Source organism: Streptomyces sp. NPDC002845 (genome assembly GCF_053591955.1).
The window spans coordinates 1-20,176 of record NZ_JBSFUU010000017.1 but is presented as its reverse complement, the minus strand read 5'-3'; the positions used below and the strand labels follow the sequence as shown (position 1 = coordinate 20,176).

At 72.5% G+C, this 20,176-nt stretch carries 10 protein-coding genes and 1 pseudogene; 7 read left to right on the top strand and 4 right to left on the bottom strand.

What is annotated here, in order from left to right; translation table 11 throughout:
• Nucleotides 1-90 precede the first annotated feature (90 nt).
• Nucleotides 91-2,190 carry an asparagine synthase-related protein gene (locus ACWD3C_RS14595; protein ID WP_451143703.1) on the bottom strand — a complete coding sequence of 700 codons (2,100 nt, stop codon included), beginning with the start codon at nt 2,188-2,190 and terminating at the stop codon, nt 91-93.
• Between the two features lie 991 nt (nt 2,191-3,181).
• Here ACWD3C_RS14595 and ACWD3C_RS14590 point away from each other — a divergent pair.
• From ACWD3C_RS14590 to ACWD3C_RS14580, 3 genes are all read left to right on the top strand, one after another.
• A complete protein-coding gene (locus tag ACWD3C_RS14590; protein ID WP_451143701.1) occupies nt 3,182-4,606 on the top strand; it encodes an MFS transporter in 1,425 nt (474 codons plus the stop codon).
• A gap of 310 nt (nt 4,607-4,916) precedes the next feature.
• Nucleotides 4,917-6,170, top strand: coding sequence for an L-2-hydroxyglutarate oxidase (lhgO, locus tag ACWD3C_RS14585; RefSeq protein WP_451143699.1), 1,254 nt, complete (start codon nt 4,917-4,919; stop codon nt 6,168-6,170).
• A gap of 117 nt (nt 6,171-6,287) precedes the next feature.
• Complete coding sequence (locus tag ACWD3C_RS14580; protein WP_451143697.1) at nt 6,288-10,133, top strand: BTAD domain-containing putative transcriptional regulator; 3,846 nt, start codon at nt 6,288-6,290, stop codon at nt 10,131-10,133.
• 66 nt (nt 10,134-10,199) lie between these two features.
• Here the strand turns inward: ACWD3C_RS14580 and ACWD3C_RS14575 are convergent.
• Together ACWD3C_RS14575 and ACWD3C_RS14570 are read right to left on the bottom strand one after the other, a co-directional pair.
• Nucleotides 10,200-12,241 (bottom strand): annotated as a pseudogene (locus ACWD3C_RS14575) (sigma-70 family RNA polymerase sigma factor).
• Between the two features lie 238 nt (nt 12,242-12,479).
• A complete protein-coding gene (locus ACWD3C_RS14570) occupies nt 12,480-13,259 on the bottom strand; it encodes a TetR/AcrR family transcriptional regulator (RefSeq protein WP_451143695.1) in 780 nt (259 codons plus the stop codon).
• A gap of 374 nt (nt 13,260-13,633) precedes the next feature.
• Here ACWD3C_RS14570 and ACWD3C_RS14565 point away from each other — a divergent pair, with 374 nt between their 5' ends.
• The 3 genes from ACWD3C_RS14565 to ACWD3C_RS14555 all read left to right on the top strand — a co-directional run bounded on the left by ACWD3C_RS14565 (nt 13,634) and on the right by ACWD3C_RS14555 (nt 17,807).
• A complete protein-coding gene (locus ACWD3C_RS14565; RefSeq protein ID WP_451143693.1) occupies nt 13,634-15,037 on the top strand; it encodes an NAD(P)/FAD-dependent oxidoreductase in 1,404 nt (467 codons plus the stop codon).
• A gap of 207 nt (nt 15,038-15,244) precedes the next feature.
• Nucleotides 15,245-16,921, top strand: coding sequence for an ATP-binding SpoIIE family protein phosphatase (locus ACWD3C_RS14560; RefSeq protein ID WP_451143691.1), 1,677 nt, complete (start codon nt 15,245-15,247; stop codon nt 16,919-16,921).
• Between the two features lie 67 nt (nt 16,922-16,988).
• A complete protein-coding gene (locus ACWD3C_RS14555) occupies nt 16,989-17,807 on the top strand; it encodes a class I SAM-dependent methyltransferase (protein WP_451143689.1) in 819 nt (272 codons plus the stop codon).
• 6 nt (nt 17,808-17,813) lie between these two features.
• Here ACWD3C_RS14555 and ACWD3C_RS14550 read toward each other — a convergent pair whose 3' ends face one another.
• Nucleotides 17,814-19,091 carry an MFS transporter gene (locus ACWD3C_RS14550; RefSeq protein ID WP_451143951.1) on the bottom strand — a complete coding sequence of 426 codons (1,278 nt, stop codon included), beginning with the start codon at nt 19,089-19,091 and terminating at the stop codon, nt 17,814-17,816.
• Between the two features lie 115 nt (nt 19,092-19,206).
• Between ACWD3C_RS14550 and ACWD3C_RS14545 the strand changes: the two genes are divergently transcribed.
• A complete protein-coding gene (locus tag ACWD3C_RS14545; protein WP_451143949.1) occupies nt 19,207-19,755 on the top strand; it encodes a MarR family winged helix-turn-helix transcriptional regulator in 549 nt (182 codons plus the stop codon).
• Nucleotides 19,756-20,176 lie beyond the last annotated feature (421 nt).

Sequence of the window (20,176 nt, the reverse complement as noted above, 5' to 3'; positions counted from 1 at the left end):
GGGGCCGGGGGCTGAGAGCCGAAGGCCGAGAGCCGAGAGCCGGGGTCCGGGTCGGTGGCCGCACGGTCGGCGTCGGGACATGCGAACCCCCTACACCCGCCGAGCCGTCGCCCCCGCCCCCAGTGCCTTCCCCTGCGGCGCGATCCCCGCCGGTACCGCCCGCTGTCGCGCGGGCGTCCCCGTCCAGCAGGTTCCCCGGCGGGCCAGCAGGCGCCGTAGCCACAGTTCGAGGGAGACCAAGTCCGCGAGGCCGTCCAGTGGCAGGGGTTCGCCGTCCGCCGCCGACCGGAGGGCCTTGCGAACGACCCTGGCCTCGACCAGGCCGGCCTCGGCAAGCAGCGGCGTGTCGAAGAGCGTCACCAGGGAGTCCGCCGCCACCCGGAGCCCCGTGCGGGCCGCGGCCGCCGAGGAGGCGTGGGAGGGGGCGCCCCAGCCGGGCGGGAGGTCGGCCACGCCCGCGCCCTCCAGCACCGTACGGAGTATGGCCGCGCGGGCGCCCGGCTGGACGCGCAGTGCCTCCGGGAGGGTGCGGCAGGCGCGGACGACCTGGTTGTCGAGGAAGGGCGCGTGCAGGCGCTGGAAGCGGATCTCGGCGGCCTGTTCCAGGACGCGGAGGTCGGCCGCGTGGCGGGCCAGCGCCGCACGCGCGCGGAAGTCGCCGGGGCGCTGGCCCGGGCCGACGCTCGGGCGGCCGGTGGCGGACTGGAGGCGAACCGATACTTCAGCAAGGGCCTCACCGGTCAGCCAGCGTGCCGCCGGGCCGGGACGCGCCCATGTCAGGGCCGCCAGCGAAGCCCCCACCGCCCCGCCCGGCTCCTCGAAGCGGCGCTGCATGAGGCGGTCGGCGAGGGTGTCGACGCCGGTGCGGTACGGGGTACGGGCCAGCTTGCGGGCCGCGCCGTACACGCGCGCGGGGACCATGACAGAGCCGTCCGCCTTGGCGAGCGCCGCGACCGGGCGGACCAGATGGCGCCGCTTGCGGTCCATCAGGAGGTCGGCGAGGCGGGCCGGGTGGGCGTCGATGACCTGGCGGGCGCCGTAGCCCGTGAAGTGGTCCGCGCTGCCGGAGGCGAGGCGCGCGCGGTGGCGCGCCGCCGTCACGAGGGACGGACCCGGCTCGTCCGTGAGCGGGCCCTCCAGGTCGGCGTACGGGAGCGTCTCCTCGTCGCCGGCCACCACTACGTGGTGCAGGCGCGGGTTGGCCGCCAGGGTGCCGGCGCGCTCCAGTTCCGCCTCCCGGCCGCCGACCGCCAGGTCGTTGAAGGTGACCGCGAGCAGCCGCTCTCCCGCGCCCGTGCCGTGGCCCAGCACTGTCCCAGGTGCCCCCGGCAGACCCGCCGCCAGCAGGGCCAGGGTCCCGGAGGCGGGCCCTCCGGAGAGGTCGGCGCCGATGCCCGGGACCGGCATCCCGCGGGCCGCCCGCCGCTCCGCCGGGCCCATCCCGGGGACCGGGCCGGGGTCGATGTCGGCCCCGGGTACGTGCCGGGGAGCCGACAGACGCGCGCGTACGGCCTCGACCAGGGCATCCCGTACGGCATCCACCGCGCTCGTGGGGTCGGCGGGCGGGGCCGCGACGGCTAGGGAGGCGACAGGCTCGTACCCGGCGATCTCGCGCGCCCCGGTGCGCAGGATCAGCGCGTGCCCCGGCGGAATGCGCCGTACGCCGTCGTAAGGGGTCGAGTCGTGCAGGGCGGCCGGTACGTCGGGAGCCGCGAGGAGGGCCGCCAGGTGCCCGAAGTCGAGGTTGGCCTCGATGAGGTCGGCGAGGGGGAGTGCGGCCGTCGAGAATGCCGTACCGCCCGCCCAGGGGGTGTAGAACACCGGGCGTGCGCCCGCCAGATCGCCGCAGACCGTGAGGCGGCGGCCGACCTGGACGACGGCCGTGTAACTGCCGGACCACGCGGTCAGATGGCGAAGTGCCCCGCCGCGCGCGGCGAAGAGGCCGACCCTGAGTTCCTCGTCGCTCGCCCCGCAGGTGCCGAGGACCGCGATCCGCGTCCGGGCGTCGGCCTTCACGACGCGCACCTCGTCGGGGCGCCAGTCGCCGACCACCCACAGGGGGTCCGGGTCGCCCCACACGAGTTGGGAACCCACCGGATGCACGGCCTCGCCGTCGTTCCCGGTGGCTCCGGCAGAGCCGGTCTCGGGCGCCGCAGCGGCGGTACTGCTCCATCCCACCAACCACCGCATCGACGCCTCCACAGGCTGTGGACAACCAGTGCACCGAACGAACCGGTCACCATGCTGCCATGAAGGAAGCGCGCGGCGGGGGCTGTGCGAAGGCTTGTGCACCCCGGAATGCCCCCGGAGTGCTCCCCGAATGCGCCCCGAGGTACGTCTGAGGGACTTGTCATGACGTCCCCGAGGGGTTGGTGGGTACGTCCCTGAGGGGTCCGTGGGGTCCGTGGGGTACGTCCCTGCGGGGTTCGTTGTACGTCCCTGCGGGTTGTCGTGCGCTCTCAAAGGAGTCGTCAGCCGGTCCCGGAGGAGCCCCCTCACGCACCCCCGAGGAGCCGCCGTACGGGTCCCCGAGGAACCCGCCGTACGCCCTCGAACCCGCCCCCGGAGCTCCCCGAATGCGCTACTGCGAAGACTCGCGCGCCCCCGAACGACCATACGGGGAACAGTGATCGCCAAGCCGCCGCGAAGCGGGCTGATCGAATCTTCGACTCGAATCTTCGACGCGAATGCGCCCCCGATACGCTCCCCAAAAACGCCCTACGCGCCGTCAAGAGACGTGGTCGGAGGGGTAATCGCTCGCTAGGGGCACCATCGATTTTCGGCCAATTCGGTCGAGGAGGGCACGGCTCGCACACGCTCCGTACAGGCTCTGCGCAACGCACAGTCAACGCGCAGTCCGGGAGGCGGAGTTCGCCTCCCGGACCGTTCCGCCGCCCGCGGGGATGTAGGCGGCGGTGTCCCCCAGCCCGCTGGATCCAGTACAGCGGGCCGACCCACGCAGGCCCATCGAAGCGCTCCACCCGTGGCCGGAGAAGAGCGCACGGACGGGCGCACAGCCACACAGCGGGAGCACGCCGCAACACTCCGTACTGAGGTACGGACCACAATCCCGCCATCCGGATTTTCGCCCCTTAACGCTTGGGATGCGGCGAACTACGCTGGGTTTACGAATGCCGCGTGCCTATGCCGCCGCGGCAGCCGTCTGTTCGAGGGGTGGCGCATGTCCAGGGAGCAACGCGGGCCGAACGAAAAGCTCGGCGCCGTTCTCGCCCTCGCGGGAATCAGCAACGCAGGGCTCGCGCGACGCGTCAACGACCTTGGCGCCCAACGCGGGTTGACTCTTCGCTACGACAAGACGTCGGTGGCGCGCTGGGTGTCGAAGGGCATGGTGCCGCAGGGCGCCGCGCCGCATCTCATCGCCGCCGCCATCGGCCAGAAACTCGGCCGCCCGGTGCCGCTCCACGAGATCGGCCTGGCGGACGCGGATCCCGCGCCCGAAGTGGGCCTCGCCTTCCCCCGGGACGTCGGACAGGCGGTGAAGTCGGCGACGGAGCTGTACCGGCTCGACCTCGCCGGCCGCCGGGCCGGTTCCGGCGGCATCTGGCAGTCGCTGGCCGGATCGTTCGCAGTAAGCGCGTACGCAACGCCCGCCTCACGGTGGCTGATAACCCCGGCCGACAGTTCGGTGGCACGCGACGCGAACCCCTCAGAGGGCTCCGGGGCACCACTGAAAGTCGGCCACAGCGATGTGCAGAAGCTCCGTGAGGCCGCTGAGGACGCCAGGCGCTGGGACTCCAAGTACGGGGGCGGCGACTGGCGTTCGTCGATGGTGCCCGAGTGTCTGCGGGTCGAGGCGGCGCCGCTGCTGCTCGGCGCGTACTCGGACGAGGTCGGCAGAGCCCTCTTCGGAGCCTCCGCCGAACTCACCCGCCTCGCCGGCTGGATGGCTTTTGACACGGGTCAACAGGAGGCCGCGCAGCGGTACTACATCCAGGCCTTACGGCTCGCGCGCGCGGCGGCGGACGTACCCCTGGGGGGCTACGTCCTCGCCTCCATGTCGTTGCAGGCGACGTACCGCGGCTTCGGTGACGAGGGGGTCGATCTCGCGCAGGCCGCCCTGGAACGCAACCGGGGGCTCGCCACCGCCCGCACCATGAGCTTCTTCCGGCTCGTCGAAGCGCGTGCCCACGCGCGCGCGGGTGACGCCCAGGCGGCCGGGGCGTCCCTGAAGTCGGCCGAGGGCTGGCTGGAGCGGGCCCGTGACGGCGACCACGATCCGTCCTGGCTCGGCTTCTACGGGTACGACCGTTTCGCGGCGGACGCGGCGGAGTGCTACCGGGATCTGAAGGCTCCGCGTCAGGTGCGCCGCTTCACGGAGCAGGCGCTGTCGCGGCCGACGGAGGAATTCGTACGCTCGCACGGGCTGCGGCTCGTCGTTTCGGCGGTCGCCGAGCTCGAGTCGGGCAATCTCGATGCCGCGTGCGAGCAGGGCGTACGGGCGGTGGAGGTCGCCGGGCGCATTTCGTCCGCCCGTACCACCGAGTACGTGAAGGATCTTCTCCACCGGCTGGAGCCGTACGGGGACGAGCCACGCGTGGTGGAGCTGCGGGAGCGAGCACGGCCGCTGCTGATGACTCCGGCGTAGGGGGCCATTCCCAGGGGCTCCACCCCTTCGACCTCTGCTGGGAGTGCGGGGTGGGGCCGCGCCCATCAAGGGGCGCGGGGCTGTATCGATATGCGGCTCCGCCGCGTGGGCGCGACCAGCCACACACAACCCGCAGCCCCCGACAACCCCCACCACCCACCCCCTACCGGGCAAGCGGGGTCGAAGGGGCGGAGCCCCTGGAGGATGGGACGGGTAGGGGCGGCGGGGGCGAGAACCTTCGGCGGGCGGCAGGAGTGGCGGCCGCCAGACGTTCCAGGGCTTCGGGTTTGAGCGCATTGTCAGTGGCGCAGTGCACTATCGAAGCCGGGAGGTGGAGCGCGTGCGGCGGCGGAGTGCGTACGGCATCGCGTACGACTGTGATGTGCTGGTGATCGGCGGCGGAATCGTCGGCCTGTCGACGGCGTATGCGATCACGCGTTCCGCGCCGGGCACGCGTGTGATGGTGCTGGAGAAGGAGCGGGGCCCGGCCCGCCACCAGACGGGGCGCAACAGCGGGGTCATCCACAGCGGGATCTACTACCGCCCGGGCTCGCTCAAGGCCCGGTACGCGGTGAAGGGCGCCGCCGAGATGGTCAAGTTCTGCGCCGAGTACGGCATCCCGCACGCCGTCACCGGCAAGCTGATCGTCGCCACCGAGCGCGCCGAACTGCCCCGGCTGCACGCACTGGTACAGCGCGGGCGGGAGAACGGGATACCGGTACGGGAGCTGGGGCCCGCCCAGATCGCCGAGTACGAGCCCGAGGTCCGGGGGCTCGCGGCCATACACGTGGGGACCACCGGAATCTGCGACTTCGTGGGCGTCGCACGGCAGCTCGCCGAGGCGTCGGGGGCCGAGATCCGCTACGGGGCGGAGGTCCTGCGGATCGACCGGCGCCCCGAGCTCGGGGTCGCCGTCCGGACGGGGGACGGAGACGTCGTACGCGCGCGCGTGCTGGTCAACTGCGCCGGGCTGCACTGTGACGAGGTCGCCCGGCTGACCGGGGACGAGCCCGGGATGCGGATCGTGCCCTTCCGCGGGGAGTACTACACGCTGGCGCGGCCCGAGCTGGTGCACAGGCTGGTGTATCCGGTGCCGGATCCGGCGTTTCCGTTCCTCGGGGTGCACCTCACGCGCGGGATCGACGGGAGCGTGCACATCGGGCCCAACGCCGTGCCCGCGCTGGCGCGGGAGGGGTACGGATGGGGGACCGTACGGCCTCGGGAGCTGGGCGCGACGCTCGCCTGGCCCGGGGCCTGGCAGATAGCCCGGCGGCACTGGCGGTACGGGGCGGGGGAGCTGCGGCGGTCGGTGTCCAAGGGGGCGTTCGCGGAGGCGGTGCGGCGGTTGCTGCCGGCGGTGGGCGAGGGGGATCTCGTGCCCGCGGCGGCGGGGGTGCGGGCGCAGGCCGTGTTGCGGGACGGGACGCTGGTGGACGACTTTCTGATCCGGGAGGGGGCGCGCACGGTGCATGTGCTCAACGCGCCGTCGCCCGCGGCCACGGCTTCGCTGCCGATCGGGCGGGAGGTGGGGCGTCGGGCACTGGCGGCGCTGGCTGAGGGGTGAGGGCCCGCGGCGGAGCCGCTGCCGTCACCGTCCCTCCTCACGCCCCCACCATCCGCCGACTCACCCCGAAACCCCGTGCCCACCCCCACCCCCACCCCCACCGACGACAATGACCCCGTGCGGTACGAAATCCTGGGCGTCACCCAGGCCAAGGACGGTCAGGGGACCCTTGTGCCCGTCGGCGGCCCCCGCGTCCGCGCGCTGCTCACCGCCCTGGCACTCAGAGCCGACCGCACGGTCGCCCCGGAGACCCTGATCGACGAGGTATGGGCGGACAATCCACCCGCCGACGCCCCCGCCGCCCTCCAGGCCCTCATCGGCCGCCTCCGCCGAGCCATCGGCAGGAACACGATCACTTCGGCCCCCGGCGGCTACCGCCTCGCCGCCGCCCCGGAAGACGTGGACCTGTTCACCTTCGAGCGCCTCGTACGAGAGGCCAAGGCATCCCTGGCCCACCAGGACCCCACGACCGCCGCCACCGCCCTCCGCACGGCCCTCGCCCTCTGGCGTGGCCCCGCCCTGGCCGACCTCCCCGACCGCACTGCCGCAACCCGCCCGGAGACCCTGCGCGCGGAAGCGACCCGCACCCGCATCGAGGCGGACCTGAGACTCGGCCGCGCCCCCGACGTCGTACCGGAGCTCAGGGAACTGACCGAGACCCACCCGTACGACGAGCCCCTGCACGCCCTCCTCATCCGCGCCCTGCGCGACACGGGCCGCGCCGCGGACGCCCTGGCGGCCTACGAGTCCGTACGCCGGTCCCTGCTGGACGACCTCGGCACCGACCCGGGCCCGGAACTGCGCGAGCTGCACACGAAGCTGCTGCACCAGCACCCGAGCGAACCCCCTCACCCGTCCATCCCGGAACCCCCGATCCCCGAGCCCTCCACCCCCGAGCCCTCCACCCCCGAGCGGAGCGGCAACATCCGCCCCCGTCTGACATCTTTCGTCGGCCGGGAACTCGAACTCGACGCCATCCGTTCCGATCTGCACAGGGCCCGCCTCGTCACGCTCACCGGACCGGGCGGCTCCGGGAAGACCCGCCTCGCCGAGGAAGCCGCCGCCGGGCATCCGCAGGCGTGGCTGGCCGAGCTCGCCCCGCTCGACCGGCCGGAGGCGGTGGTGGGCGCGGTGGTCAGTGCGCTCGGTCTGCGGGAGACCGCGCTGATCACCAACGAGATGGTGATGCCGCAGGACGACCCGGTCGCCCTGCTCATCGAGCACTGCGCACCGCGCAGCCAGCTCCTGATCCTTGACAACTGCGAACATGTCATCGACGCCGCGGCCGAACTCGCCGAGACCCTCCTCACCCACTGCCCAGGACTCACGATCCTCGCCACCAGCCGTGAACCCCTGGGCGTCCCCGGCGAGTCCGTGCGCCCGGTCGAACCCCTCCTCCCCGACCCGGCGCACCGCCTCTTCAGGGAGCGCGCGACCGCCGTACGCCCCGACGCGGACACGGTCCTCCGCGACACCGAGGCCGTCGACGAGATCTGCCGACGCCTCGACGGCCTGCCCCTCGCCATCGAACTGGCCGCCGCCCGCCTACGGCTCCTGACCCCCCGCCAGATCGCCGACCGCCTGGACGACCGCTTCCGCCTGCTCACCAGCGGCAGCCGTACGGTCCTGCCCCGCCAGCAGACCCTGAGGGCCGTGGTCGACTGGTCCTGGGACCTGCTGGACGACCCCGAACGCACGGTCCTTCGCGAGGTCTCGGTCTTCGCGGGCGGCTGGGACCTGGAGGCCGCGGAGGCGGTCTGTACCGGCCCCGTGGCCGACCTCCTCGGGGCCCTTGTCGACAAGTCCCTGGTCGTGGCGACTCCGTGCGAACGAGGCCTGGCTGGCATGCGCTACCGCCTCCTGGAAACGATCCACGAGTACGCCACCCAGCGCGCCGCCGAACTCCCCGACCTTCGCACCGCCGCCGAACACCGCCACCACGCCTGGGTCCGCGCCCTCGTCGAGGAGGCCGAGCCCCGCCTCCGCTCCGCCGACCAACTCCCCTGGATCCAGCGCCTGGAGACCGACCTCGACAACATCCGCATCGCCCTCCACCGCACCATCACCTCTGCCGACGAGGACACCGCCACCCACCTCACCCTCGCCATGGGCTGGTTCTGGTGGCTCCGCAACTTCCGCCACGAGGGCGCCCAGTGGACCACCCGAGTCCTCCACCTGACCACAACCTCGGACGCCACCCCCACCGCCGGCGAACGACCTCCACAGAAGCGACCCTCATCCGCCTCCGGCGAGCCGGCTCCCGAGCCGCCTCTCGCGCCTGCTTCTGGTGAGCGTCCCTGGCAGGAGTCACCTGTACTCGCCTCCGGGGCGTCCGTTCCCGATCCCTCTCTCGCGCCTGCTTCTGGTGAGCGTCCCTCGCAGGAGCCACCCGTGCCCGCCCCCGGTGAGTCGGCTCCCGCTCCCGCGACCTCCAGCGGTGAACGACTTCCGCAGAAGCCACCCGTACCCGCCTCCCGTGAGCCGGCTCAGCTCGCGCTCGCTTCCGGTGAGCGTCCCTCGCAGAAGCCACCCGTACCCGCCTCCGGTGCGCCGGTTCCCGCTCCCGTACCCTCCACCGGCGAACGGCCACCGCAGCAGCCACCCGCACTGGCCCACGGCGAGTTCGCTACAGATCCCGCACCCGCACCCGCCAACGTCGAGTACCCCTCACAGGGGCCACCCGCACCCGACCACGAAAGCCGCACGCGTGGTGCGGGTGGGAAACACACCCCCGCCGAAGGCGAAGCCGAGGCGGGCCGACCCCCCGACCTCATCACCGCGTTCCTCGCCGACCCCACCCCCAAGAGCCACCCCCGCCACCGCCCCCGCATGAACCTCCGCCTGCTGCACCTCTTCCTCGTGGCGGACTCGGGCCAGATGGGCCCGCCCGAGGACCCCCGGGCACGGGAGTACGTGGCAAGGCTCCGCGCGGAGTTCGGCCGCACAGGCCCGGACGCCGCCCGCTTCCCGGGCCTGGTCTGGCCGCTGACCTCGTACATGCTGGACGGCGCGGCAACCGACATCCACGCCCTGATGGACGCCGCGGTCGTCAACTGCCGCGAGTACGGCGGTGACTGGGAACTCGGCGTCATCCTGATGTTCCGTACGCACATGGTCGTCGACTCCCCCGGCAACCTGCACGGCGTGGACGAGGACCTCGCCGAACTGCGCACCCTCAGCCGCCGTGTGGGCGACCGCTGGATGCGGGCCCAGGTGTGCAGCGCGGCGGGCGAGGCGGCGATGGCCCGCGGCCGGTTGACGGAGGCGAAGGGGGAGTACGAGGAGGCGCTGCGCCTGGCCCACGAGGTGGGCGCCCACGCCGAGGCACCGTTCCTCATCGCCCGCCTCGGCGAGATCGCCTACCGCGCGGGCGACCGCCCCGCGGCCCTGGCCGCGCTGGACGAGGCGACCGCCACGGCCGACCGTCTCGGGGTGCCGGACTCCCGCGCGTTCGTCCATCTCCTGCGCGCCAGCATGGCATTGGAGGACGGGGAGACCACTCGCGCGCGTGAGTGGTGGGACGCGGCGCGCCGGGAGATCCGCCGGGGGACACCGCCACCGCAGTTCAACGCCTATCTGGGACTGGTCGACGGCCTGGTCACGGCCGCCGAGTCGGGCCCGGAGCACGCTCTGCCGAAGCTGGCCGACACCCTGCGCGCCGCGGTGGAGAGCCGGTGCGCCGAGGCGGTCACGGCGGCCGTGGCCGACGCGGCGGGCGCCGTTCTGGCCCGGCTCGGCGACCACCCGCGCGCGGTCCGCCTGCTCGCCGCCGCCACCCGTTGGCGCGGCGAGTACGCGCGCCTCGTCCCGGAACGCCACGAGGCCGAGCGCGTCGAGGCCGCCGCCCTCTCTGCCCTGGGCCCCGACCGCTGCGCGACCGAGTGCACCGCAGGCACGGCCTTCACCCCGTCGGACGCCCTGGACGACCTGGCCGAGGCACTGAAAGCCCACCCGCCCGTCTGACCGACCACAGGCCCACCCGCACGCCACTCGCACACGCCCGCACGCCACTCACACATGCCTGGGACGTCACTCACACATGAACGACGACTCCGCCCAGTCCGCCAGCGCCAACGTGTCGAAGTGGCTGTGCGGTTCCACGACCAGCCGTACGGTCTCGCGCCCGCCGAGGTCCACATGGACGGGCACCGCCGGGTCCCCACCCTTGATCATCCCGGACTTCCACAGCAGGACCCTGTCGGCGTACACGGAGAAGTAGACCTTGCCCAGGCCGTGCGTCATGTCGTCGACGCCGACGAGGGCGTCGTACGCGGTGCACTCGCGGTTGAGGTCGATGGTGACGGAGGACTGCCCGTGGACGGTCACACCCTTCGTGTACGTCCGGTCCGCGATCGACAGCCCGTACCGCTGCCAGACCCAGCTGCTCTCGGCGAGCCGCCTCTCGGGCTTGGTGCCGTCGCCGGTGGCGCCGTACTCCAGCTCGTTCCACGGGAAGCCCGCCGGAGGCGCCGGAGGAGCGGGTGGGGGAGGTGGAGCCGGCGTCGTCGGCGACGGGCTCGGGGAAGGCGACGTGGGCACCGGAGAAGGCCTGGTGGGTGGGGTAGGAGCGGGAGTGGGTGTGGGAGTCGGCGTGGCGTCGGGCTCGACGTCGGCACCGGGGCCACCACCGGGGCCACCAGCGGTTCGGGCTCCTCCGGAAGCGGCGACGGCGACCGCGTGGCCGTCGGCGTGGGCGCCTCCGGCTGCGAGGCGGGCGGCTTGGCCACCGGCTCCTTCGGCCTCTGGTCGTCGCCCACCAGCGCGAGCGCCACCACCGCCGCGGCCACCGCGACGACACCCGCCGCGATACCGGCCTTCACCGGCGCGCCCAGCCCCTCCGAGGCCGCCGCCCCGCCACCGGAGCCCGCCCCGCCGGAGCCGCTCGCCGCGGAGGCGGCACCCGCGGCACCGGCCGCGCCCACGCCCGTGCCACCGGCGACGAGCGCGGCCGCCTTCGCGTACCCGGCGGCGCCGAACCACCCGATGACCGCGACCGGTACGACAGCGGGAATGCCGCTCGCGACCTCCTTGATCTGCCCGGCGGCCAGTCGGCACTTGGCGCACTCCTCCAGGTGCTTGCGCAACCCCCGCTCGGCGCGCGTACGCAGGCCGCCGCGGGCGTACGCGCCGAGCCGGTCGGCGTACCGCGCGCACTCCTCGTCGGTGACGAGCGTGGTGCTGACGTGGGCCTGGAGGTACGCCTGCTTGAGGCCCTCGCGGGCGCGGCTGGCGAGTACGCGCGTGCCGTTGGCGTCGAGCCCGAAGAGCGTGGCGACCTCGCTCGGCGACTCGTCCTCGACCTCGGTGTGCCACAGCACGGCCTGCCACCGCTCCGGCAGCGACCGGAACGCCTGCATGGCCATCGACTGCTCGGCCTCGTGCATCGCGCGTACGTCCGCGCCGAGGTCCAGAGTGTCGTCGTCGGACACCTCGGAGCTGCGCGCGGCCTGCTGGGCGAAGACCGCGAAGTCGTCGACCAGGTGCTCCCGCTTCGCCGACTTCGTCCAGGTCGCGGCCACGCGCCGGACGGTCGTGAGCAGGTACGCGCGTACGGCGTGCGTGGGGCCGGAGCCGCCGCGCACGGCCTGGAGCATGCGGGCGAACACCTCGGCGGTGAGGTCGTCGGCGGTGTGCGCGTCCCGGCAGCAGGTGCGCGCGTACCGGCGTACGGCGTCCGCGTGGCGCCGGTACAGCTCCTCGTACGCCGTGTCGTCGCCGCCGCGCATCCGCCCGATCAGATCGGCGTCGGAGGGCGGCAGCTCGTCCCGCTCACGCGGGGGTGGCAGGACGCTGTCGTGGGTGTCGTAGGCGTCGTACCGGCCCAGCCGTTCACGCTGCGAGGGCACGCTGACACCCGGGACACCCGGGACACCCGGGACACCCGGGACGTCCCCGACGCCCGTGTCGTCGCCGCCCGCCGGGGCCGCGGCACCGCCCGGAGCGCCCACTGGAGCACCCCCGGATGCAGCACCCCTGGAAGAACTGCCCTGGCTCGGCACCTGCGGCGACGTCTGTCCGCCGGTCTCCGCGTCACCCTCGCCGGGTGACTCGTCCCGCCCGTCAACGCTCATCGCGGAAAGCCCCCGCCGCCTGCGCACCCAGTCCCGAAACACCGGGTCAGAGTGCCATATTGGCTTTTGTTCAGGACCGGGCTGTACGAGGAACCACTCGTCCGTGGGGTCTTCCCGGATCGCATGTACTGGCGTTCACCCGTACGGGGCAAGCCCAACCGGCTCTCCCCGTACGGGATGTGGCGTCACGAACCGCCGTGCCCCCACCGGGCGCCCCTGCGAGCCCCCGGGACGGGTTTCACGCCGGCCGGGACCGCAGCCCCTCCAGAAGGATGTCCAGCAGCCGGGCCGAGGCCGCGGCCTGCTGGGCGGCGTCCGGCAGTGAGGGCGCCGCCGTGGCGATGACCAGCAGCACGTCCGCCACGGTCACGTCCGCCCGCAGCTCACCCGCCGCGCGCGCCCGCTCCACGAGCTGCCCCACGACGTCGAGCAGCGCCGCCGCACCGGCATCGTCGGCCACAGCCGACTCCTCCGACACCAGCCGCAGCTCGGCCGCGGGCCGGGGCCGCTGCTGCGGCACCCGCGCCTCGTCCGTGACGATCCCGTCCGTGCCGTCGGTGCCCTCGTCGGCGACGCCCACTCGCAGCACCTGCGGCGGCAGCAGCCGCCCGGCGCCCGAGGCGACCGACGTCCGCAGGAAGCGCGACAGCGCCGACCACGGCTCGTCCTCCTGGCCGAGCGCCGCCCGCGCCTGGTCGGTCAGCCGGGAGGTCTCCTCCTCGGCTATCCGCCGGACCAGGACGTCCTTGCTCGGGAACCGCCGGTACACCGTGCCGACGCCGACCCGGGCACGCCGGGCCACGTCCTCCATCGGCGCGCCGTAGCCCAGCTCGCCGAAGACCTCACGCGCCGCGCGCAGCACGTGTTCGAGGTTGCGCTGTGCGTCCACGCGCAGCGGTGCCGAACGCGATCCGTCGCCGCGTCCGCTGCCCACCGTCGCGCTCATCATTCCGCTCACCGTGCCGCCGCCGGATGCGACGGCCGATGCGGATGACCAATGAGAGTCCTGAATGTGCATATGTGTTCCCCCGGTAATGACGTCTCCCCCCGGAGACTCTCCCCGCCATGAAAGCCGGAGCGTCCGGAACACACGCGGGTTCACGGGCCCGCCCGTCGCGGACCGTGAGCGCATCCCCCTACACCCCGTCGACACACGAACATAGTTGAGAGGGAGTCAATTCAGAAGAGGCAGGTTCCGCACGGAGCGCCCCCCGATCGGAGTACGGGCCGATTACGCCCTGATTGCGCCCCCTCCTGTCACCGGGCTCGCACCATCTGACCTGCGAACCTCCCTCACACTCCGGCAAATCGGCCAACCCCGCGCGTTCGCCGCCGCCGGTCACACAAATTGCCGGGCCTGTGGACAAACCAACGAGGTGGGTGCGTCATGGGATGGTGACGGCTGCTATCCATCGGGGGACGACCCCCGAACCCCCGAAGTGTGTGCGCGTTCTGATCGTCGGCGGCGGCTATGTCGGGCTCTACACCGCCCTGCGCCTCCAGCGGAAGCTGAAGGAGGAGCTCGGGCGTGGCGAGATCGAGATCGTCGTTGTCTCACCCGACCCCTATATGACGTATCAGCCATTCCTCCCCGAGGCCGCCGCGGGCAACATCTCGCCGCGCCACGTCGTGGTGCCGCTGCGCCGCGTCCTGGGCCTGTGCAAGGTCGTCATCGGCGAGGCCACCGCGATCGACCACGCCAAACGCACCGCCACGCTCACCACTCTCGCCACCAAGGAGGAGGGCGCGGGCGCGGAGCAGGTGACGTACGACGAACTGGTCCTCGCCCCCGGTTCGGTCTCGCGGACCCTCCCGATTCCCGGACTCGCCGAGCACGCCATCGGGTTCAAGACCGTCGAGGAGGCCATCGGACTGCGCAACCACGTCATCGAGCAGATGGACATCGCCTCCTCCACCCGCGACCCCGCGATCCGCGACGCGGCCCTGACCTTCGTCTTCGTAGGAGGCGGTTTCGCGGGCGTCGAGGCGCTCGGCGAGCTGGAGGACATGGCCCGCTACGCCGCGCGCTACTACCACAACGTCACGCCCGAGGACATGAAGTGGATTCTCGTGGAGGCCTCGGACCGCATCCTTCCCGAGGTCGGCGAGGTGATGGGCAAGTACACGGTCACGCAGCTGCGGCAGCGCAACATCGACGTACGCCTGGAGACCCGCCTCGAATCCTGCGCCGACCGGGTCGCCGTCCTCAGCGACGGGGCGCGCTTCCCGACGCGTACGGTCGTGTGGACCGCCGGAGTGAAACCGCACCCGGTCCTCGCCGCGACCGACCTGCCGCTGAACGAGCGCGGGCGCCTGAAGTGCACCCCCCGGCTGACCGTCGAGGGCGTCACGCACGCGTGGGCAGCGGGAGACGCGGCCGCAGTTCCGGACGTCACCGCCGGGGAGCCCGGCAAGGAGACCGCGCCCAACGCGCAGCACGCCGTCCGCCAGGCCAGGGCCCTCGGCGACAACATCGTCCGCTCCCTGCGCGGCGAGGAACTCGAAACGTACGCCCACAAGTACGCCGGCTCGGTCGCCTCCCTGGGGCTGCACAAAGGCGTCGCCCATGTCTACGGGCGCAAGCTGAAGGGCTACCCTGCCTGGTTCATGCACCGCCTCTACCACCTGAGCAGGGTCCCCACCTTCAACCGCAAGGCCCGAGTACTCGCCGAATGGACCTTGTCAGGGCTCTTCAAGAGGGAGATCGTGTCCCTCGGCTCGCTCGAACATCCCCGTGCGGAGTTCGAACTCGCTGCCGGTGGAAAGCCTCCTCAGGACCCGAAGGGGTCGTCCTGACCGGATCCAGGAACTCCACCGATCACGACGGCGTCTGACGGTTGTCGGTCCGGTCGGCCAGACTGGTCCACGACCTTGGGCGGGCACCCCTCGCCCTACCAAATCCACGAGGCTTCTTCTCAAGTGCTGCATCTCCCCGGGGGGCACCCCCGGGGACCCCGGCCGGACCGGGAGCCGGCCGAGACGACAACATGAGGCAAGGAATCGGTGAACTTCACCCGCTGGAGCGCCCGGCTCCCCGGAACGCAGCGCCGCGCCGCGGCGCGGACCGAACTCGCGGTCTCCCCGGACCGGCCGGGGGAGGGATCGGTGCCCGCGGCCCGCGCCGAACAGACGGACGACGGGGCGCCGGACGCGCCCGCCGTCGACGACCTGCGCACCCGCGAGGTCCTCGACCGCATCCCGGCCCTCGTCGCCCTCGTGCACGGCCCCGACCACCGCATCGCCTACGTCAACGACGCCTATGTGGCGGTCTTCGGCACCCGCCCGGTCGGCGAGCCCGCCCACGAGGCCCTGCCCGAGCTCGGCGAACTCGGCCTGCTGCCCCTCCTCGACCAGGTGCTGCGCAGCTCCAAGCCCCGTACGGTCAAGTCCCGCAAGGCGGCCGGCGGCCGCTCGTACACGTTCACGTGCACCCCCGTCGACCTGCCCGCCACTCCCGAAGGGAGTGGCGTCACGGACGGCAAGGCGGGCGGCGTGCTCATCTTCGCCGCCGACGTCACCGACCACGCCGAGGCCGCCGAACGGCTGCGCACCAGCGAGCGCCAGCAGCGTGAGACCGCCGTCACCCTCCAGCGCTCCCTGCTGCCCCAGGAGCTGGAGGAGCCCGACGACCTGCGCGTCGCCGCCGTCTACCACCCCGGCGGCACGGAGGCCGCGGTCGGCGGCGACTGGTACGACGTCATCACCCTCGGCGGCGGCCGCACCGCCCTCGTCATCGGCGACGTCATGGGCAGAGGCGTACGGGCGGCCGCGGTGATGGGCCAGCTCCGCACGGCCGTCCGCGCCTACGCCCGCCTCGACCTGCCCCCGCACGAGGTCCTGCAGCTCCTGGACGGCCTCGCCACGGAGATCGACGCCAACCAGATCGCCACATGCGTGTACGCCGTCCACGACCCCAACGAGGGCCGCCTGGTGTACGCCTCCGCCGGCCACCTCCCGATCCTCGTACGCGACGAGAGCGGCACCGTCCTGCGCGCCGACGAGCCCACCGGACCCCCGCTCGGCACCGGCGGCTGGATGCACTCCTCGGGCTCGGTCCCGCTCGGCCCCGGCTCCACCGCGGTCCTCTACACGGACGGCCTGGTCGAACGCCGGGACGAGGACCTCGACGAGGGGATCGCCTCCCTGCAGCGGGCCCTCGCGGGCGCCACGGGCACCCCTCAGGTGGTCTGCGACCGCCTGGTCCGCTCGGCGGGCGTCCGCGCCGACCACGACGACGACGTGGCCGTCCTGGTCCTCCAGCACCCGGCCCGCACCGGCCCTGAGAGCGAGCTCTTCCGCAACGCGGCCCTGGAACTGCTCGGCGGCGTCGAAGCGGCCCCACGCGCGCGTGCCTTCGCCTCCGGCGTGCTGACCAGCTGGCGCTTCCCACCGGACCTGCACGACCTGGGCGTCCTGGCCGCCAGCGAACTCGTCGCCAACTCCCTCCAGCACGGCACCCCGCCCATGCGCCTGCGCCTGCGCCGCACCGACCGCCGCCTGATCGTCGAGGTGACGGACGGCGACGACCACCTCCCGCGCCGCCGCCGCGCCGAACCGGGCGACGAGTCGGGCCGGGGCATCGCCATCATCGCGACGATCGCCTCCGCCTGGGGCTCCCGCCGTACGCCGGGTGGTGGAAAGGCGGTGTGGTGCGAGTTCGCGCTGCCGCGCGCCACGTAGCCCCCAGGGAGCATGTTTCCGCGCGGCACCTTCTCGTCCGTGACGGGTGGTGCTAGTAGCTGAAGCCATGACGACAGACGAAACAGGCTTCCAGCTCAAGGGCAACGCACCCGAACGCTACGAGCAGTTCATCGCCCCCATGGTGGCGCCGTTCATCGAGGCGGTGCTCGACGACGCCGTCGACCTGTTCCCCGGCGCCCAGGTGCTCGACCTGGCCTGCGGCACCGGCTTCGTGGCCCGCGCCGCGGCCGCCCGGGTCGGCCCCACCGGCCATGTCGCCGCCGCCGACATCAATGAGGGCATGCTCCAGGTGGCCGCCGCCAAGGCGCCTCGCATGTACCCGGACATCGAGTTCACGCAGGCCTCCGCCGACAAGCTCCCCTACGAGGACGCCGCCTTCGACGTCATCATCTGCTCGCAGGGCGCCCAGTTCTTCCCCGACCTCGACGCCGCCCTCACCGAGGCGGCCCGCGTCCTGCGCCCCAGCGGGCGTATCGCCCTCACCGTCTGGGCCGCGAAGGAGCTCAGCCCCTACTTCGACGCCCAGTACCGGGTCATCGAGGAGCACGGCTCCCCCGAGGAGACCGCGGCCTTCACCCGGGCCTTCTCCTGCACCGCCGACCGCCTCACCGCCGGCTTCACCGCGGCCGGCCTGCGCGAGGGCACCGTCCACGAACTCACCCGGGACGTCGTCACCCCGCCGCTCACCTACTGGGTCCCGGGCCAGCTGTCGTCCGTCCCCTGGACCCGCTCACTCGCCGAGGCAGGCCCGGACACCATGGCCCACGCCGCCCGAGCCCTGTGCGACCTCCTCGTCAACCACAGAGCCCCCGACGGCACGGCCCGCCTCCCGTTCACGGCCCTGCTGGCCACCGCCATCCGCTGACCGGGCTCAGGCGCCCGCCGACACGGGCTCCGCGGGCGCCCCGCCACGAGCCACCACCCGGCTCTTCGCCGACGACGGCTGATTCTGCACGGGGGTCAGCTGCCGCCCGAGCCTGACCGCGAGCACGGCGATGCCCAGCGAGAACAGCAGAAACGTCACGATGTACGGCGCGTGCAGCGAGGCCCCCATCGGCCCGCCCACCGCCGGCCCCACCGCCAGCGCGAGCTGCTTCACCAGCGCGAAAGCGGCGTTGTACTGCCCCGCCATCCCCGTCGGCGCCAGATCGGCCACCAGCGGCGCCACGGTCGGCGACAGCATCGCCTCACCGAGCCCGAACAGCGCGTACGTCGACACGAACGCGGCCGTCGCCATGGCCTGGCTGCCGTGCCCCAGCCCCGCGTACCCGGCCACCGCCCACGCCACGGCCCAGATCAGCCCGACACTCGCGATCACCCGCGACCGCCTGCGCCGCTCGACGAACCTCAGCACGGCGAACTGCGCGACCACGATCACCGCCGTGTTCGCCGCCAGCGCGGTCCCCAGCGCCGACGTCGAAATCCCGGCGGCCTCGACCCCGTACGCACTGAGCCCCGACTCGAACTGCCCGTAGCAGGCGAAGAACAGCACGAACCCCAGCACACACAGCTGCACCATGGCCCGATTGCCGAGCAGCTGCTTCCAACTCCCGCTGTCCGTCCCCGCCTGTGCGTCGTCCCCGATCTTCGGCGCGCGCGGCGGTCGTACGGTCGCCATCACCGCCACCAGCAGCAGGAACATCGCCGCCTCGATCGCGAACAGCACAGTGAAGGACCCGGCGCGCGAGACGTCGACGAGATGCCCCCCGATGAGCCCGCCGACCCCCAGCCCCAGGTTCTGTAGGAAGAACTGCGTGGCGAAGGCCCGCGATCGCGTGTCGGCCGTCGAACAGTCCACGATCATCGTCGCGAGCGCGGGCTGCATCACGGCCTGCCCGGCCCCGAGCGCGGCCGCCGAGAGCAGCACGGTCGCCGCGCTGCCCGCCAGCCCCAGGCTCAGCGCTCCGACGGCGGCGGTGACCAGGGCGGCGAGCAGCACCGGCAGTGGACCGCGCCGGACGATGGCCCGCCCGGCGAACGGAAGGACCACCAGCGCGGCCACGGCGAACACGGCGAGCACGAGCCCCGCCGTCACAGCACCAAGATCCCGCACCTGCGCCACATAGACGTACAGATACGGGACGGTGAAGCCGAGACCGAACGCGCTGAGCGCGTTGCCCACATGAATCCGGCGCATCGCTGCGCCCATCGCCCTGGACACGTCCACCTCTCTCAAACCTGAAGACTTCAAAGCTAAAATTAGACCTAAACAGTACACCTTGAAGGACTTCGACGCCAAGCAGGCCCATGCGATACTTCGACTCATGGGCGACACCCCCGGCCTCAGCGAGCCGACACTCGAAGAGCAGATCGCCGCCTACCAGCGCGAGTTCCAGGACCTCGACCCCCAGGTCGAGAAGATCGTCTCGGCGCTGTCCCGCCTCAACCGCCGTATGAACGTCGCCTACGGCCGCCAGACCGCCGCCCTCGGCATCAGCAACGCCGAGTGGGAGGTACTCAAGGCACTCGTCCTCTCGGGCGCCCCGTACCGCATGGGCCCCAGCGACCTCGCCAAGCGCCTAGGCCTCACACCGGCCGCGATGACCCACCGGATCGACCGCATGGTCGCCGAGGGGCTGGTCACCAGGGAGCGCGACGAGACCAACCGCGTCCGCGTCATCGTCGAGCTCACCGCGGAGGGCCGCGAGAAGTGGCTCAAGGCGATGCGGCTCGCCTCGGTCTTCGAGGAGGACCTCCTCCAGGATCTCTCGCCGGGGGAGCGCACCGCCCTCGGCGAGGTCCTGACCCGTTTGCTCCGTAGGGTGGAGCACGCTCAGCCGGACGCCGGCGGGCGACTCAACGACCTGGACTGACGGGCTTCGACGTTTGCCGGAAGGTCTCTCGGGGGAGACTTGACAGTCCGCCCGTCGATCCGTAGAGTTCTTCGGGTTGCCACGGAGCCGTAACGGTTCTGCGGTAGCGCCTCCGCCGCAGCAGCGGCACCCAAACCACCAGCACGATCTCCCAATGGGGTCGAATTCGGCGTGCCCGAATTCAATTCGAATGGGGCTCGGCGGCTCCGATTAGGAACTGCCGAGAGGATCCGCTAAAGTTTGGGACGTCGGAACGGCCCAACGGCCGGGAAGGCAAACCCCGCTGACTGGGGATCAGGTCGAGAAAAGATCTGATAGAGTCGGAAACGCAAGACCGGAGGGAAGCGCCCGGAGGAAAGCCGCGAGAGTGAGTCTCTCGGGTGAGTACGAAGGAAGCGTTCGTTCCTTGAGAACTCAACAG